14 protein-coding genes are annotated in these 16,461 nt (G+C 41.0%); 1 reads left to right on the forward strand and 13 read right to left on the reverse strand.

From position 1 onward, the window contains the following. Nucleotides 1-44: 44 nt before the first annotated feature. Entirely contained in the window at nt 45-497 is a 453-nt protein-coding gene (locus AB4154_RS17220) for an Lrp/AsnC family transcriptional regulator (protein WP_017062578.1), read from the forward strand. Between the two features lie 29 nt (nt 498-526). Here AB4154_RS17220 and tssG read toward each other — a convergent pair whose 3' ends face one another. The 13 genes from tssG to AB4154_RS17285 form a co-directional block, all read right to left on the reverse strand. Continuing rightward, nucleotides 527-1,525, reverse strand: a complete 999-nt coding sequence (gene tssG / locus AB4154_RS17225; protein ID WP_029235222.1) for a type VI secretion system baseplate subunit TssG — start codon at nt 1,523-1,525, stop codon at nt 527-529. Next, nucleotides 1,522-3,270 carry a type VI secretion system baseplate subunit TssF gene (gene tssF, locus AB4154_RS17230; RefSeq protein ID WP_371714315.1) on the reverse strand — a complete coding sequence of 583 codons (1,749 nt, stop codon included), beginning with the start codon at nt 3,268-3,270 and terminating at the stop codon, nt 1,522-1,524. The genes tssG and tssF overlap by 4 nt, the downstream gene beginning before the upstream one ends. Nucleotides 3,271-3,280: 10 nt before the next feature. Further along, complete coding sequence (gene tssE, locus AB4154_RS17235; RefSeq protein ID WP_017067543.1) at nt 3,281-3,691, reverse strand: type VI secretion system baseplate subunit TssE; 411 nt, start codon at nt 3,689-3,691, stop codon at nt 3,281-3,283. Between the two features lie 60 nt (nt 3,692-3,751). Further along, the gene (gene tssC / locus AB4154_RS17240; protein ID WP_372123676.1) at nt 3,752-5,227 is read right to left on the reverse strand and encodes a type VI secretion system contractile sheath large subunit; all 1,476 of its coding nucleotides are present in this window, start codon (nt 5,225-5,227) and stop codon (nt 3,752-3,754) included. Between the two features lie 8 nt (nt 5,228-5,235). Then, nucleotides 5,236-5,742 carry a type VI secretion system contractile sheath small subunit gene (gene tssB, locus AB4154_RS17245; RefSeq protein WP_017064520.1) on the reverse strand — a complete coding sequence of 169 codons (507 nt, stop codon included), beginning with the start codon at nt 5,740-5,742 and terminating at the stop codon, nt 5,236-5,238. A 17-nt stretch (nt 5,743-5,759) separates the two neighbouring features. After that, nucleotides 5,760-7,334 carry a type VI secretion system protein TssA gene (tssA, locus tag AB4154_RS17250; protein WP_029235906.1) on the reverse strand — a complete coding sequence of 525 codons (1,575 nt, stop codon included), beginning with the start codon at nt 7,332-7,334 and terminating at the stop codon, nt 5,760-5,762. Nucleotide 7,335: 1 nt separating this feature from the next. Next, nucleotides 7,336-9,327, reverse strand: coding sequence for a protein kinase domain-containing protein (locus tag AB4154_RS17255; protein WP_102333582.1), 1,992 nt, complete (start codon nt 9,325-9,327; stop codon nt 7,336-7,338). A 582-nt stretch (nt 9,328-9,909) separates the two neighbouring features. Next, nucleotides 9,910-10,878, reverse strand: a complete 969-nt coding sequence (locus AB4154_RS17260; RefSeq protein WP_372123678.1) for a hypothetical protein — start codon at nt 10,876-10,878, stop codon at nt 9,910-9,912. Further along, complete coding sequence (locus AB4154_RS17265; RefSeq protein ID WP_371714311.1) at nt 10,871-11,863, reverse strand: DUF2169 domain-containing protein; 993 nt, start codon at nt 11,861-11,863, stop codon at nt 10,871-10,873. The genes AB4154_RS17260 and AB4154_RS17265 overlap by 8 nt, the downstream gene beginning before the upstream one ends. Next, nucleotides 11,844-13,163 (reverse strand): hypothetical protein, encoded by a 1,320-nt coding sequence (locus AB4154_RS17270; protein ID WP_372123680.1) that lies wholly within the window; start codon nt 13,161-13,163, stop codon nt 11,844-11,846. Before AB4154_RS17270 ends, AB4154_RS17265 begins: the two co-directional genes overlap by 20 nt. 25 nt (nt 13,164-13,188) lie before the next feature. Continuing rightward, a complete protein-coding gene (locus AB4154_RS17275) occupies nt 13,189-13,674 on the reverse strand; it encodes a hypothetical protein (RefSeq protein WP_017062589.1) in 486 nt (161 codons plus the stop codon). Then, nucleotides 13,674-15,752 (reverse strand): type VI secretion system tip protein TssI/VgrG, encoded by a 2,079-nt coding sequence (gene tssI / locus AB4154_RS17280; RefSeq protein ID WP_372123682.1) that lies wholly within the window; start codon nt 15,750-15,752, stop codon nt 13,674-13,676. The genes AB4154_RS17275 and tssI overlap by 1 nt, the downstream gene beginning before the upstream one ends. Nucleotides 15,753-15,826: 74 nt before the next feature. Further along, nucleotides 15,827-16,345: an Hcp family type VI secretion system effector gene (locus AB4154_RS17285; RefSeq protein WP_012600867.1), complete on the reverse strand. Its 519-nt coding sequence runs from the start codon at nt 16,343-16,345 to the stop codon at nt 15,827-15,829. Nucleotides 16,346-16,461: the final 116 nt, after the last annotated feature.

Consider the following 16,461-nt stretch of genomic DNA (forward strand, 5'->3'; position numbering starts at 1 on the left):
AATACAAATACAAATACAATAATAATTCAGAAAAGGCAGAACACATGATGTCCAACATTAGTTTACAAGGCTTAGACAAACTAGATCGTAAAATTCTTTCGAATCTACTCTCCAATGGGCGAGAATCGATTGCTAATCTTTCTCGCAACATCGGCTTGTCGCGAACAGCGGTCGCTGAACGCATCAACAGGCTTGAAAAGACCGGTATTATCAAAGGGTATACGGCACAAATAAGAGTAGAAAATGACGGGAGAAAAGCGGCCAGTTATTTGCTAATTTCTTGTGAAAAAGGTAAGAAAAATGATGTAAGTAATGCATTAAAAGAACTACCTGAAGTCAGACTTACAAGCATTGTTGGGGGGACCTACGACATTATTTCTTTGATTGAAGCTCCTGATCTGCAATCAATACACCATTTATGTAATGAGATAGAGTCTTTCAATGGCATTCGCTCTCTCAATACAACAGTAGTGCTACACCAGCCAATCAGTCGTTAAAAATAAAGCCGCTCTTATGAGCGGCTTTTTTAAATGCCTCCAATTACTCTAATCTTCGCATCTTTCGTACCTGCTTGACCCAACCAAAAAGTTTGCCCCAAACTCGTCCCATCACCTTGACCGAGTTGGTTCTTTGGAACTGAGTCTAAATCAACGGTTAGCTTTAAATCCCAAGACATGGGGTCACGAAGAATAAAACGCATCAACCCCACTAAAGTTTTATGGAAATCTCCTCCATAGGAGAACTTTCGGAACGTCTCGAAATCAATGTTATCAATACAAAGATTAAACTTACCGTTTAGATCTGGGATGCTCTTACCTAAATGTAAATTTGAACCCAAAATACAATTCGTTCTATTTAATTGATTCCTTTGGCATTCGGCAATTTTTACTCTTCGAAAGACCCACTCTTCGATTCGAACACTTGGTAATGAAAAATAGTGCGCAACAATGCCAGAAATCAGTTTCGGAGAGCGTGTCCTGGTAGATAGCTGATTGACGTAAGACAAAATCTTTGCACGATCAAGCCCGATCGTATCGGACTCTTGAATAACATTAGACAACCCTGCTAGGTGCAGCATACGCCCAGAAAAGTCATCTGTTGCATCGCTTTGATACTGAACATGATAACGGTACTTTTTCCAAACACGATAGATTAAACTGGTATATCTATTATGGAAGAAATCAAAGAAGTCTCTAACTGGATTATCATCATCATCTCTACCTACTAATTTTTCTGTATAGTTCGCGGGCAAAGGTGAACTTGAACCGTGTAATCCTAAAAAGTTAGTTTCAATTCTCGAATAGTGCTCACCAGACCTTTCCATATGACTGATGAATTCCATATCACTTTTGGGGAAACAGAGGTTTGGTGAGACACTAAACGCAATTCTCTCTTGATAAAAATATTTGTTTTCACCAACCGCTACAAAATCACTGCCCGGTAATAGTTGGTAGTGCTTCTCTAACAACAAAACTGCTTGAAAAAAGCTAAATTCGTTTATTTTTTCTGATAATTCATCAATCATAAGATTGTTTGCTGTCCAGTTAAACTTGCCCATTGGTAGCTTTCGCCACTGCGTTCATCGTAGACTTCTAACTCTGTAAATGAGTTAACACTTGAATATAAGCGTATGAACTCATTCAATACATTTGCCATCAAAAACATGTCCCCTTCATTGACAAAAAAACTAGAGTTCATCTTAAGCTTAAATTGATTACCACGAACGGATACCCCTCTAAACACTCTATCGATAGGTTTCATTTCTGATGAGATAATGCCGTCAAGCCTGTGCAACGAAGCCCTATGAGCCTGCCTATCCACTCTAGAATGGAAGTCATATGTAGACAGTAAAACCTTGAGTACATCAATATTAGAGAGCGATAGATAATTCAATGACATATTAGCAATCAGTTGCCATTGGAGTTCGCCATTCACTTGCGGGCTAACAGATTGCGTAGGTTTAGTAATATTACTAAACGTGGCGTAAGTTGGAGATTTATGTGTGGTATATATGATGTCTCCTACAGACAATCTTTCAGACAAATCTGCATTACTGCACAATAACTTCATCAAAACCGTTTCGGTTCCTAGGTCTGCAATATCCCCATTGTGGGTATGAAAAGATATATAACGCTCAAGCCCTCTTCCACTCACTCGCTCTGAAACTTTTGACTTGTAGAAATCACGTTTATCTCTTTGATTTATTTGGTGTTCAAAGGACTCAAATTCAATAAGAGGTTTTCGTCGCCTTTCATTTTTGCTCCAACTTTCTACTTGGTTTATTGAATAAACTTCGTAGTGGTCCTGGTTGTCACTCTGTGGCCGAACTTTATACTCATTGCGACGATGTTCAAGCCGAATTGGATCACCATCTTTTTTGAATAGATTCACAGCTGGCGTACAATGTAGCCTTAAGTGCTTATCTTTCAGAACAACTTCGGCAGGTAATGCTCTCTTAAAATGGAATTTAAGGTTCACGGTACTTCTTTGTGGTATCCCTTTTAGCCAATCGAGACCCGTAATATCAAAAAACATAAATTTGTCTGGCAAAGAAAAATATTCTTGCAACAAACGATAACCTGCAAATGAATTGTCGCTATATGGCAGTATCGCTTCGTCGTCTTGGTACCCAACCGGTTTAACAAATTCAGGTCCAAGTTTACGTTTATACCCACCGCCCACGTCTAACTCGACGTAGTCTAAATATCTAAATATCCATAAGAAAAGAATTCTAGTTATATGGATCTCACCATGTAAATGAAACCTTAATTTGTCTAACCCGATACGAGATAACTCTAGCCCATGTTCAGTCGCAAGTGTCACATCAACAGATGAGCTTGTTCGACTGTTGCTTTGGTCAATGCTTGTGATTTTTAAGGGGAAAAGCTCTACGTCATAGCAGGTTCTGAATAAACATTGCGTACCTTCCACTTGTTCACTAGCCATCTCAGCCCCACGCTTCACCACTGTTTTTTCAGTGACACTTCCGGAGTGTGGCGTTAGTTCGCTAATGCATAACGAAGGAATCGAGCGCATGTAATGTGGCCACAACAGCGTCATTAACGACTGAGTGAGCTCTGGGAGTTCATCATCAATCTTTTCTCTAATACGGCCAGTAAGAAACGCAAAACCTTCAAGAAGACGTTCTACATCAGGATCGAATGTTCCTTCAGACAAAAAGTTGGTCAGTTTTGGATTGTACTTGGCAAATTCGCTGCCGGATTCTCGTAGATATGTGAGTTCATCTTGAAAGTATTTACTGTTACTCAATGGGCACCTACTAAACGTTAAATTGGCCGTCAGTTCCCATATAGACATCGATAGACATCGGAACTTTTCCACCGTTGTGTAAGACTTCTCCGCATATGCCAAAGCCTAATTGAAGAGGGTTGTTGTGATTTTCTCGGTAATGTACTTCAACACTTCGTAGCCGAGGTTCGAAGCTTTCTATTGTGGAAGTGATGTTCTTTTGGATGTGACGAACTAAATTGGTGTTGTTCGATAGAACATCATTGAAATCAGGTAAGCCATATTCCCCATCGATCATTGCATTACCCGCATGAGTATTAAGCAAATCAGCAAGGTGCAGATGAATGGATTCAATTAAATGCCTGTGTGAAACCACTTTTTCATAACAATTTTTCGGCTCACCAAGTTCAATTCGTTCTAATAATCGGTAACCTTTTTCCATATAACACTCTAAGAAAAAAAGCAGCCAGTAAACCTGGCCGCTTATTTATTTCCAAACTTATTATTGGTCTAGCTTACCAACCAAAGATAAGTCAAAGCTCGCGCCCATGTACTTGAAGTGAGGACGAACAGACATCGATACTTTATACCAACCTGGGTCACCCTCAACGTCAGACACTTCGACTTTAGCCGCTCGTAACGGTCGACGACCACGAACTTCTGCTGGCGGGTTCTCTTGGTCAGATACGTATTGACGGATCCATTTATTTAGCTCAACTTCCAAATCGGTACGCTCTTTCCAAGAACCAATTTGCTCACGTTGAAGTACTTTAATGTAATGAGCTAAGCGGTTAATAATGAACATGTAAGGTAGCTGAGTACCCAACTTGTAGTTCATCTCAGCTTGCTTGCCTTCAGGTGTATTCGCAAACACTTTTGGTTTTTGAACTGAGTTTGCCGAGAAGAACGCTGCGTTATCAGAACCTTTACGCATTGTTAAAGCCATAAAGCCTTCTTCTGCAAGTTCATACTCACGGCGGTCAGAAACCAGAATTTCGGTTGGGATCTTAGTTTCGATCTGACCCATCGCTTCAAAGTTATAAACCGGTAAATCGGTTACCGCACCACCACTTTGCGGGCCAATAATGTTTGGACACCAGCGATATTTTGCAAACGACTCACTGATCTTTGAAGCCATAGCATAAGCTGAGTTACCCCAAAGGTAATTGTCATGGCTGTCCGTAACCATTTCATCGTAGTCAAACGCCTTAATTGGGTTGTCTTCAACTGAGTATGGCGTACGCAGCATAAAACGTGATGTACACAGCCCAACATAACGTGCGTCTTCGTGCTCACGGAATCCGCGCCACTTAGTATACTGAGGACCTTCAAATACCGACTTTAAGTCTTTTAAGTTTGGTAATTCTTCATAAGAATCTAAACCAAAGAATTGAGAAGATGCAGAAGTAATAAATGGTGCATGAGACATAGCACCTACATTACCCATATATTCCATTAGTTTAATATCAGGCGAAGACGCAGATAGTTGGTAATCACAAATAACGGCACCTACAGGCTTACCACCAAATTGACCGTATTCACGAGTATAAATCTGCTTGTATAAACCTGATTTCACTACTTCAGGAGCATCTTCAAAATCATCCAGAACTTCGTCTTTCTTAGCCGAAATAAGTTCGATTTGAATGTTTTCACGGAAGTCCGTGTGATCAACAAGATATTTAAGACCACGCCATGTTGATTCAATCGCTTGAACTTCTTCGTTGTGAAGAATTGCATCAACCTGTTTAGACAACTTTTGATCAATCTCAGAGATCATCAAATCAACTAAAGACTGGTCTACTTTTTCTACTGTTGAGCTGCTTAATAACTCACCAATGAATGCTTCAACGCCACGCTTTGCAACGTCAAAACCCTCATCACTAGGTTTAAGGCGAGTCTCATTTAAAATGCTATCCAGAAGAGAGCCTGGCTCAACTAGAGCTGCTTCTTGTTCTGGTGCTTGTGCTTCTGCCGACATGATCTTCCTTACTCTGCTTTTTCGCCTTGGTCTGCACCAATGCTTAGTTCATCCAAAAGTTTCTTTCTTGCTTCTTCATCTTGAAGAACTGCTGCAATCTTCTTACGGAAAGCAGGTACATTCCCTAGAGGGCCTTTCAATGCAACCAAGGCTTCACGAAGTTCTAGTAAACCATTCAGCTCAGGAACGCTCTTCGCAATCGACTCTGGAGTAAAGTCCTTCATATTTTTGAATGTAATATCAACGCCAATTTGCGCACCTTCTTCATCAGAAAGACGGTTTTCAACATTTGCTTTGATATTCGGTGCGTAACCTTCTAATACTTCGTTAAAGTTATCTTTATCGATATTAATCGGATTACGCTCTTCGATCGGAGTTTCATCTGCACGAGCAGTGAAGTCACCGACAACCATCATACTTAGGGGCAGTTCAACATCATCAGACGCATCACCTGTTGCTGGAACATAACGTATATTAATTCGCTCTTTCGGAGCCACCGAGCCATCACGTGACATAATTAGTCCTTTCTAGTTTATTGCTGGTCATAAATTGTTTCCCATTCGCTATATCTCACAGGTAAAAAATCCTTAGTTCGATATAGTTCCTTTAGAGTTTTTTGAATTAGATTTTCTAAAGAAAAAAACAAATGGGGTTCCCAAATTGATAGATTTAGTTCCTTAGCCACCGCCCAACTTTGTTCCAAGTAAGGCAAGCACAAAGGGTATAAACCAACACTTTGGTAGGCCTTCACTAACTTTAAGTGCAACATGAATTGTCCACGACCGGAGTTATCCAACTCGAGTTTGTTTGACAGTTCAGCCACATATTTACCCAAGTCACCTAGGGCAATATCCTCCATCTCAGATAGATCATCTTCAGCTACAACAATAGTTTGAATTATTGACGACTTACCCGAAGGACAAGCGTTACCTGTAGACAACCAAGTAATCGTTGCTTCATCCGCAAATGGAATAGAATTTTTGAAAGAGAGGTTCTCAATTCCCTCAAAAGAATCGACAAATCTCTTTGTTTCTTGCTTTACAGCCAACGCAGCTTCGTCATACCCAAGATTGTCTAACATTGAATAAACGAAATAATGCCCAGTCAGCCAAAATGGCGCATCAGTAAGTGTTCGCTCTAGACGCTTGATCGTATCGATATCACTTTCTTGATTTGCTTTATCTCGATATTCCGCCTGCTGGTCTGATGACACAGCGAGGCTAAGAGGCGTTAGATTGTCTTTGTGATCAGGTAAACCATCAACGTCGGCCCATGTCAGGTGACGGTAAATCCGATATCCTAAAGGTTCAGTCGGATTTGAATGCACCATGATCTCAGACACTTTTTTTAACGTACGCTTTGATGCAGCCGGAGATGAAAAATCTGTGTCAACGTCTACAGTGCTGTGCTCTCGAGGTTTACTTCGTTTCTGATTAGGCGTGGTGTGCGTCTTAGGACTGTCAGCTTCGTGGCTTTGTGGAACGATCGCTTTCTCGGACAGTGCAACAACATCAATGAGCGGTTCGGAATCAGCCAAACTGTGTTCAACCAACGTTTCTTCATTTAAAGATGCGTTCTGCATTAGTTGATTCAAATGACTTTTTAATTCGAAAAAGTCTACATCAGAGTCTTGAAATATCTCGTCAAACTGACGCTGGATACCTTCAGTTAGTGTGATACATCGAGATAGAACTTCCCAGTCAAGGGATTCTGCAGACAATTTAGTCGCGACGAGTTTGAATTGATGATTGAGCCACTCAACAGCCCCATCTCTACCTCTTTTACGTTTAGGGTATAACTCATGACCAAAACGACTGATTGAGTCATTGAGCAAAGATAATCCTTCCTCAAGCCCTATCTCGCCTTTGTCCTCTACCAAAGAACGGATCAGATAACAAAGCGCTTTAAGATCCTTACTATGCTGACTTAGCACTTCAATCGAATGGACTTTTACTATATGCCAGTCAACAGTCTCACCAAATAATGAACCAAATTTTTTCACTTCGGCTTCCATCATTTCATAGCAAAACTCGTACCTAGCATCCTCACCAGTTGGTGAGTGTTCAGATATTGGTGCTAATAGCGTTTCAGTATCGATCAGACTCAAGTTAACCTCTGCTTTCAGAATTGTAATTTCTAATTGCTCGCTCGATTGCTATAGCACCTCGCGCTGGTTTAGATAGTTGATGACTTTTGTCTATAGAATCACTTGCCATACTATTAAGAATTTCCGTTATTTCGCTGAATTTCTTAGGGGCATTAGTCTCTAGATCAGCTAACGAGTCGTGAAGTTTCTGTCGGCCAAATACTGATTGTTCAGTTACAGTACTGAACAAGATAAATTCGCTTCTTGCTACTTTTAGAGCTCTTACTTTAGCTTTCAATTTTGGCGTGTTACCAAAAAATGATTGCGCAGCTTCTGCCTCAAGAATTGCTTTGGTGTAATAATGCTGCTTTGCATTTTTCTCTATCGAGGCATCTATTCCGCTGAGCACTTTTCGCGGTAATACATGACTATAAAAATAGGCTCTTGACTGGTTTACTTTCCAAGCAGTTTCAATATCACTGTCTGCAACATCTGATTTCCCATCTAAGATGAGTTCGACTAAACGCTGTTCTTGATTCCCACCAAAGGCGGCAATATTTTGTGAATTGATGGTCGCCTTATTCAGACTTGCCATCGTTTCCGTCAGCGCTTTATCTGCATAAGGAAATAGAGAGCCGTCACTGTTCAGTTTTTCTCGCAAAACAACGAGATCATGCCGGATCGACATCAGAGTTTTAGGAAGTAGATCGACCGCCCCTTCATATTCATTCAAGTCCGATTCATAGTTTTTATACAACTTAGCTAATTTGCTCTGTTGGACTTCATAAGCTTCTCGGTAAGGAGCTGTCGAGACGACATCTTTTTCCATATCTTGTAACGCGAATTCAATATCCCATGGAGACTGCGCTAAAAAAGACGCGGTTTGTGCAGGTTTAATAGTGCTCACAAGGCTACTTGAACTGCTGGTAGATTTAACAATCGATTTCCATTCAGGCTGACCTTGGTTATATAAATATGTGCCAGTGATAATTACGACACACAGAACCAAACTCGCTTCTAAGTATCGGAGTCGACCACTTTGAATTCTGTCAATAGTTCGATGTTTGGTTAGAACGAGATCAGCATTCCGTAAACTACTAAATAAGGGAGCACTTACATCAGCACCAAATTTTTGGGTATCGATCTTAGCTAGTTGCTGCGCAAACGAAGTCGCTGTATACCTGTGCTGTCGAGGGTTGTTGACAACATCTTTAATTAACTTCCATACATGGTTAGGGATTAAACCTGGTCGTTTTTTTGCTTGTAATTGAGTTGTCCAAGCATCACCAAATGCAGCACCAAGAAATAGATGCCCAGTTAATAACGCCAATGAATAGACGTCATCTTGAGGTTGAGCCACGCCAGACTTTATAAATGCAGGAGACGCATAGCTCATGCTTGCTTCTGCGTAAGTATTAGATTCACCAACATAACGAGCAGCACCAAAGTCGATCAACTTTACATAATCGGACTCTGTAACAATAATGTTTGAAGGTTTAATATCTAAATGGCAGACACCTCTCGTGTGCATAAACTCAAGCGCACCAGATAATTGATATATCAGCCACGCAATATGATCATGCCTAAAACCTTTAGGAGTATGACGAGCCATTTTTTCAGCCAAAGATTCGCCCTGAATCCACTGATACATAAAGTATGGTCGATCGAACTCTTTGCCTATTTTAATGAAATCAGCAACACTCGGATGTTGAGACATCTCAAGACGACTGGCTTCATTAATGATTAATTCATTCGCAAGTTCAGATGAACCTTCATTTAAAACCTTACAGCAAACCTGTTTTTCAGGGTTCCCTTTCTTGGCCAGGTGATAAACAGTCGTTTTGCCATTTTTTGAAGGTAATGTATCTAACACGTCAAATTGGGAGAAAATCACATACTCTAGCTTGGGCTTATTTTTATTAGCCATATTCTGAGCTTGCTGATTTTTCTTTTCGATCGCTTTCACAACCAACTTATCTAGATAACCTTTGGCTGTCCCTTGCTTTTCTGGCACGCTAAACTCTTTATCAAACGAAATAAATTAATGCTGGATAATAATTACTGTCCAATACCCTTTTCAATAGCAGTATTTAAAACGCCCGGTAAGACTATTACTTTAGTTATTATTACTAAATAACGCCGTGTAATAACAAACTCATTGACTAACAACTTTTCACTCGAAATATAGATAAATTTCCGTTTCAATAATGGTTAAAATTCCCATCGTGACATAAATCACATTATTAACGTTTAGTATGATAAATAGTTGGGAGTGCAGCTAGTCAACTCAATCGTATTTAGAAGCCTTTAAATAGACTGGAGATAACCTAAAATCCTGCAGTTAAGATGAAAGCCATACAATTAGAAACTATCCAATATGAATGAGTTTTAAGTTAGTTGTTAAAATGCCTAACACAATGATGTAGCTAAGCCACTTGCCAAACACCTCAAGTTAAAAGTAACGCTCGCAAATTTCAGCTCAATTGATAAAAGTGCAAATTGGCAATACATAACAAGAACATTGCAGCTCTCTCTAGAGCATCAAACTTAAACTAATTCTCATAAACAATAGTTACACAAAAACGTTGACCCCGAACTAACTTGGACCAAATCCAATATGTTTCATTCGGACCAATTGAAGGAGCGCCCTTTCTCCCTGAATATCAAACATTAACAGGGTCACCTGTTTACTGTTAGGTGCGTCACGGATCGCGCTAGCCAATAATGCCAATGCGGAACAACGACCTAATGTCCCCCATAAATCATTGATCAAAGTCGGCTGTTGAGGGTTTTCGAAATATTCCGCGCGCGCACCTAACGCGAAGCCATAATCTTCAGTGTGAGATCTGAGATTAGTCATGTCAGTGAATACAGGTCCAAAATTTTTGATCTTACGGCTCGCATTTCTCACTAACTTCATCATTGTTCTACGAGTTGTGTTTGCGGCTTCTAAGTCAAAGTAACCTAATTGCGCCAAGGGCTTAAGTTTTAACGTTTTAACCAAATTGTTTCGACACAAAATGACTCCAGCCCCTCCCTCGCTTGGAATAATCCCCCAAGGATTAGATGAGCTCATTACCTGTCCGGCATCAATTAAACCGCTAAGGTCATCGACAAGTGAGTCCACCGAAATGCTCATAATTGCGTCAAATTGGTTCAATTTCGCTAATGATGTCGTTAAATGTGACGGCCCACTTTGTTGAACAACTTCATAATGTGAGATTGAATCGCAATGCCTACATTCATTTAACCACTCACTCATCGCAACAACAGAAAGAGCCTCCGGTATATTAACTAGTAGAGGAATAGGCTTTAATACTTTAGGCAATTGTTTCAAAAGAGACCCAATTAAGCTCTCAATAAGCTCTTTACACTTATCAAACAATGATGTCTTCGAAGTGTATTCAATATTGGCGAAGGTGAACCTTTCTATTCCATCCAAGTCCACTTTCTGGTCAAACCTTCCCAAATCCGCTTTGGCGACTGTTGTGGCGATATCAAGGTTCATGCCGGTTGGTGTCATGGCCTCCATCCCAATAACAAATCGTGCTGAATTGTTATTCATTATCGGAAAACTCCTGTTTTTTATGAATCTTCGTTGACACTAACAGGTGCTCCTCACCTTGACATGGAAACGCAGCGCTATAGCTGATTGAAAGTGTGCGAGTCTCGGTATCGATGAAAACGGTAGAAATAAACATATCAGCTTGATAATTAGCATTTTTGAACTGCGCTTCTGCGACATACATTTCCTGAGGGAAGCGGAAAGAGAGCGAGTCATCATGACAAAACCCACTCATCATCAAACGTTCGCCGCCAGATATGAGGCCTTTGCATTGTTGGTCTTGTGGTGCGCTCTGATAAAAACGCTGATCAAAATCTACCGGATAGAGAGGCCTTCTATGCTCTAACCAATCGTCATCAAAAGTACCAGCGTATCGCTGCCGCGCTCCAAAAAATGGCGCTAACGGACCAAACCCCGCAACTCGAGTGTTCTTTGACGTTGCACTCCAATCCTCTGTTGGATAGAAAACAGAAGGAACCTTCTGTTTTAATAGTTCACCTTTGCTATCAGCAACTCCTCCACCGAGTCGATTTCTTAAATCGCCGCCTATGGCACATGAGAAATCGATCTCTTTTTCGACAAATGGGAGTGGTTTACTCAATGTTACACTGCCACCATGCTCAATCCATTGCCTATCACCAAGTACCGAGATGGTTTTATCAATGTGACCGTCAATCAAAAGCCGACACTCGTGGTACGTAACTGCCTTTTTTGCATAGCTTCGTGCCTTACCGAAAATCAGCACATCAGTATTGGCTTTGACTATGGCAAATTCATGGTCTACTTTCATGGCGGAGAGCCCCGCTTCACCCAAATAAATCGGATCGTCGTAAATCTCTGACTCTTCTTGCTCCGTCCAAACTGAATCTACGAGTTTCCAAGAGCGTTTTCCAACAACAACCCACACCTCATCGCCATTCTGATCTCGTTGGAATCTGCCTTTAATAGAAAGGTCAGGATGATTCTCAATATCCCACAACTGCATTATTATTCCTTAAATTGAACCTTTCTGAGGCTGCTGAATTCTGAGTTAATCGTGTGATATTCCAGTTTTGTTGATGAGCAGGCATAGTAAAATCCCAAGGAATGTATGATCGAGTGTGAAGACAAACCTGTCGCCAAATCCAAACCCTAAATACGGTACTAACCTGAGTATCGAACATGGCTTGTATACTGGTTTCTAAGGTCAAAGGTTGCCCCATTCGACTTGGTGATACTTGTATGTAGGCACCACTTTCAACCCACTCTGTTAACTTTATGAGTATTTCGTCCCATTCAATGTCGAGGCCAAAATTTTCTGGTGTCACTGGCATACGTTGTCCATAGACAATATAGAGCGCCTGAACCCATTGCTCGCCATCGAACTCATCAAGGCTTAACATCAATTCAACTATTTCAGGAACGTGCTCATTCAGGCCATGTAAAACAAACTCAATTGGCGCCAGCGCACCGCTCGTATCAAACTTGGAAAACTCTTTGAGTTCTAAAAGTTTGGCAAAAGTAATGACTTCAGGATCAAAGACACCATCGACGGATACACCGAACTCCTTACGAAACCATGTATTCCTGTCTTCCTTCGCAAGTAATCGTTCAAACAAATTCTGACTGCCCGCAGTATTTTCAACTAACCAAATGACGCTCTCTGAATCATTTTGTAAAGATAAAAACGAATGCGTTTTATGATCGGAAAATCGTTTATCTTTGAGCCAACGTTTTAATAAACCGACAGTAATACTCTGACGTAGCTGTATGCATTCAAGGAAAAGTAAGGGAAGCTTACAACCACCTTCAACCATTCCGATGATCACAGAGTCGATGTCTGATAATGATGACTGGACCAACAACAATTTTGTGGTTTGATAATCTAAATCATCCAGTATAGATAAACCACAAAGCAGGTTTTGCTGGTCTTGACCAAGCTCAGAACTCAACATCAACCAAGCATAAATAGCCGGTTCGCTCTGCTTTAATTGATGTATTAACCCTGGAGCTAAACGATAGAAAGACAAATAAACATTTTTTAAATCTTTAATCTGACGCTCAGCCAGCGCTAAATACTCCAGTTTAACGCTTGGGTATCCCCTTTTATGTACTTGTAAGCGTTGCTTTAACAAGAAACCGAGTGTCTCCGAAGCCAGTGACAGCTTTTCATTACACATATCCAGCCACTTGATAGGAAGCTCGTCCAATAAAGCGAGCGTACTTTCCGCATTAGTGATGGCGAGTTCCAAATCTTCATTAGTAATCGGCTGGTTTAGTTGATCAATACCTATTTTTTGACGCATCCGTGAATCCAATCTAGTAACACGATCAATTGATCGCGATGGTGCCGCCTTGAATTTTTTGAGCCTTCTCTGCTTGGGAAGTCACATATTTGGCTTTGGTGGTAATTCGGCCATCACGGCCGCTGTAACGAGTCTCTGTTTCGCCACTTCTCACAATTAACTCTTGTTCCGTTTCAATAACCATTTTCTTTGCTCTCAGTACAAATTCATCAGAATCATCTAGAATGGAGAAAAAGATATCTGTGACTAAAGGGAGATTAAAATCGTTATTTAAAAATTCGATACGACATGAAAGTTTGTTATCAATAGCAAGTTGTAACTCGGCTAATTTGAACCCCCGCCCCAACCTCGCATTTATTGGTTGCTGTAAAGGGTTACCTTCGAAATCGACACGAACACCACTTTTAGATTCGTTAATCGATACAATTGTTCCAAAACGCGAAAAGCAAGCCGTTGATTCGGCTTGCTGTTCGGTGATGGTTTGGATAATTTGGGTTTGTTTTTCCATCATTAATTGATCGCTACGTTTCCACCTTTGACTACAACTTTATCGCTTCCTTCAATGGTTATTGAAGAACCGGACAACTTGATAGAACCATCACTATTCATCACTAATGAAGACCCACCCGTTTTCAGTACTATCTTGTCACCGCTTATGATCTGGGTCGCACCATCGGCTTTGTATGAAGTATTTCCTTTAACAGAAACCGTTAAGTTGCCACCAACCGTTTGGTTATCATCAGCTCCAATGTCAGAGCTTTTTGAAGCACCTACCGTTAAGTTGCTATTTTCGCCCACATCCAAGTCATCATTCTTACCAATCTTGGTAATTTGATTGTCTCCAATTTCTAGATCAGAGTTATTCTTAACATATTGAGTCTCATTGGCATTGTAAGTAACGGATACATCTTGTTCGACAGTTTCAGTAAACGTACTGTTAACTTGGGTGGTCTTGTGTCCGTCAATGGTCTCTTTGTGATCACCGTGAACATCATTTGTCTGATGGCGTGCAACCTTTAAAAACTCATCTTGGCCTATGTCGCGATAACGGTTATTTAAAACCTTGGTCGACATGTCCTTTTGCGCATGAATGTAGACTTCTTCTTGGTTAGCTTCATCTTCAAAGCTCAACTCGTTATAGCCTGTCCCTTTATGCGTTTGCGTTCTAAAAGTTGTCCGCGTTTTGTTCTCTGGTAACGAATATGGAGGATAATGAAGTCCGTTATAAACTGCGCCAGTAACTAAAGGCCTATCAGGGTCTCCCTCTAGGAAGGTAACAACCACCTCATGGCCGATGCGAGGTAGGTATACCGCCCCCCAAGTCGGTGCAGCCATTGATTGGCTAACTCGAATCCAACAACTCGAATGCTCATCGCTCTCGCCATAACGGTCCCAATGGAACTGGACTTTGATTCGCCCAAGCTTATCGGTATAGATCTCTTCACCTGCAGGCCCCACGACAACCGCTGTTTGCGTACCTTCAACCAAAGGAGCTTCAAGTTTTGGAGCTCTAAACTCAACATGTCTAGGAATACACGCGAACTGATTATGATATGTAGTTGGCAGACCATTAGTTTCGTCTTCATGCACCTGAGGGTGATGACCACTATGCATCACCGACAGCATGAGGTAATCGCGGTTGATTGCCGAACGTGGATGCTCACTGATACTAAAACTGTATCCAGACGCCAGTCTCATGACATTACTGGTCGCCTCTACTTGCTGATTATCTACAACGTGCTCTGACATCCATTCATTTGATCTTACTTGCCCCATTGCTGGGTCAACGTAACGTCCTGGAAAATCGAATAATTTCAAATCTAAATCGAGTTCGCCGGAGCTGCTCATTTCCTGAGGGATCTTCGGAAACTCATAGTTATAATCAGTGTAAGTAACGTGGCCAGTTTTTACTCTATTCACGAGTTCAAGGTCAGAGATATGCTCGCGGTCTGCAACACCGCCACCATCCGCATGATAAACAATAGGGCCTAAATAAGATCCGTTTAGTGGCGTGCTCAATAACTCAGCGATTGCATCATTACTGTCGACAATAACCATTGTGTGGTTAGCTTCTGTATGTTCGAAGTAGTACCACATGCCGTGTTCTGCCAGAATTCTCTGAACAAATTCAAGGTCAGTCTCTCGATATTGCAACACGTATTCTTTTGAAGGGTATACACCAGATAGTTCTAATCGATAATCGGTCACTAACGCATCATCTAAAACTTCAGAAATGATCGCTGACGCTGATTTTTGTTGAAAAATACGGCAGTCTTGTCTTTGGCTCAAAAACCAAGCTTGTGGAACAAGAGTCAATTGGTAACGAGAGAATCTCCTGCCCGATCCAAGGTAACGCACCTCATTAACCACGCCGTGAAAGCATCTCGCAGAACTGACACCTTGGCCGTATAGAGTCAAACTACCTGGTTTACGGATGAGTGCGTCAAATGAGATATCAGGATCAAGTGAAAGTAATGATAGGCTGATTTGAAAAGGCTTTGAAAGCTCTTCGATTACCTGAAAGCTCTCCACACGAAAATCATGCGTGGAGCCTTGCAGTTCAAACTTAAATTCTACGTCATTCACCATATCTTTTACCTGATACTAATAATAGAAATAGGGCCAACAGTAGTTGTTGACCCTTTGTTTTTCACGAAAAGCGATTAAGCTTCGCGTGGAGCACGCCAGTCATCATTACCAGCAGTACCACAGTTTTCGTGAGTAACTTCGATTGCACGGTAAGTCAGCTTAAGTACTTCTTCAGTTACACGATCTGAAGTTGCAGCGTCTTGACAGTGATTCATACGAGTTTGAATATCTACTAGTAGTGCATCAATTAACTTGATTGAGTAGTAGTGCTCTTGCTTACCTTGTACTGAAGTACGGTAAAAACGGATTACACACTCAGGAAGCTTTTCGCCAGACACTAATGCGTTGAATAACAGAGGTGAACAACGGTCTTGTACTTTAGTTACTACTACCGGACGGTGAACACGTTGACCTGTTGGCTGACCACTTTGTGGGTCACGTGGAACTGTTAGTACGTGATCAAGTTCTTGAACTAGGAACTCATCAACGTGAGCTTCTTGCCAAGTGTTACCTACAGAATCTGCAGAGTAAGTATCTTTAGTAATGTGACCTTGAGTTTCACCATTGATAGACATATATGCTGGAGTTGGCATCGATATTTCCTTTTTAAAATTTATAATTCATTAATTCACCAAATCGCTTATCACCGCGACTGATTAAGCTAATACAAACATCATGCCAACTTTATAAAATCAATAAATACAGATAG

Origin of the sequence: Vibrio sp. 10N.286.51.B11, from assembly GCF_041469245.1 — a bacterium.
Taxonomy (GTDB): Bacteria; Pseudomonadota; Gammaproteobacteria; order Enterobacterales; family Vibrionaceae; genus Vibrio; species Vibrio crassostreae_C.

Excerpts from the sequence above, each read along its gene's own strand:
- AB4154_RS17220 (WP_017062578.1), top strand. The coding sequence starts at position 45 with ATGATGTCCAACATTAGTTTACAAGGCTTAGACAAACTAGATCGTAAA.
- tssG (WP_029235222.1), bottom strand. The coding sequence starts at position 1,525 with ATGATTGATGAATTATCAGAAAAAATAAACGAATTTAGCTTTTTTCAA.
- tssE (WP_017067543.1), bottom strand. The coding sequence starts at position 3,691 with ATGGAAAAAGGTTACCGATTATTAGAACGAATTGAACTTGGTGAGCCG.
- tssC (WP_372123676.1), bottom strand. The coding sequence starts at position 5,227 with ATGTCGGCAGAAGCACAAGCACCAGAACAAGAAGCAGCTCTAGTTGAG.
- tssB (WP_017064520.1), bottom strand. The coding sequence starts at position 5,742 with ATGTCACGTGATGGCTCGGTGGCTCCGAAAGAGCGAATTAATATACGT.
- AB4154_RS17260 (WP_372123678.1), bottom strand. The coding sequence starts at position 10,878 with ATGAATAACAATTCAGCACGATTTGTTATTGGGATGGAGGCCATGACA.
- AB4154_RS17265 (WP_371714311.1), bottom strand. The coding sequence starts at position 11,863 with ATGCAGTTGTGGGATATTGAGAATCATCCTGACCTTTCTATTAAAGGC.
- AB4154_RS17270 (WP_372123680.1), bottom strand. The coding sequence starts at position 13,163 with ATGCGTCAAAAAATAGGTATTGATCAACTAAACCAGCCGATTACTAAT.
- AB4154_RS17275 (WP_017062589.1), bottom strand. The coding sequence starts at position 13,674 with ATGATGGAAAAACAAACCCAAATTATCCAAACCATCACCGAACAGCAA.
- tssI (WP_372123682.1), bottom strand. The coding sequence starts at position 15,752 with ATGGTGAATGACGTAGAATTTAAGTTTGAACTGCAAGGCTCCACGCAT.
- AB4154_RS17285 (WP_012600867.1), bottom strand. The coding sequence starts at position 16,345 with ATGCCAACTCCAGCATATATGTCTATCAATGGTGAAACTCAAGGTCAC.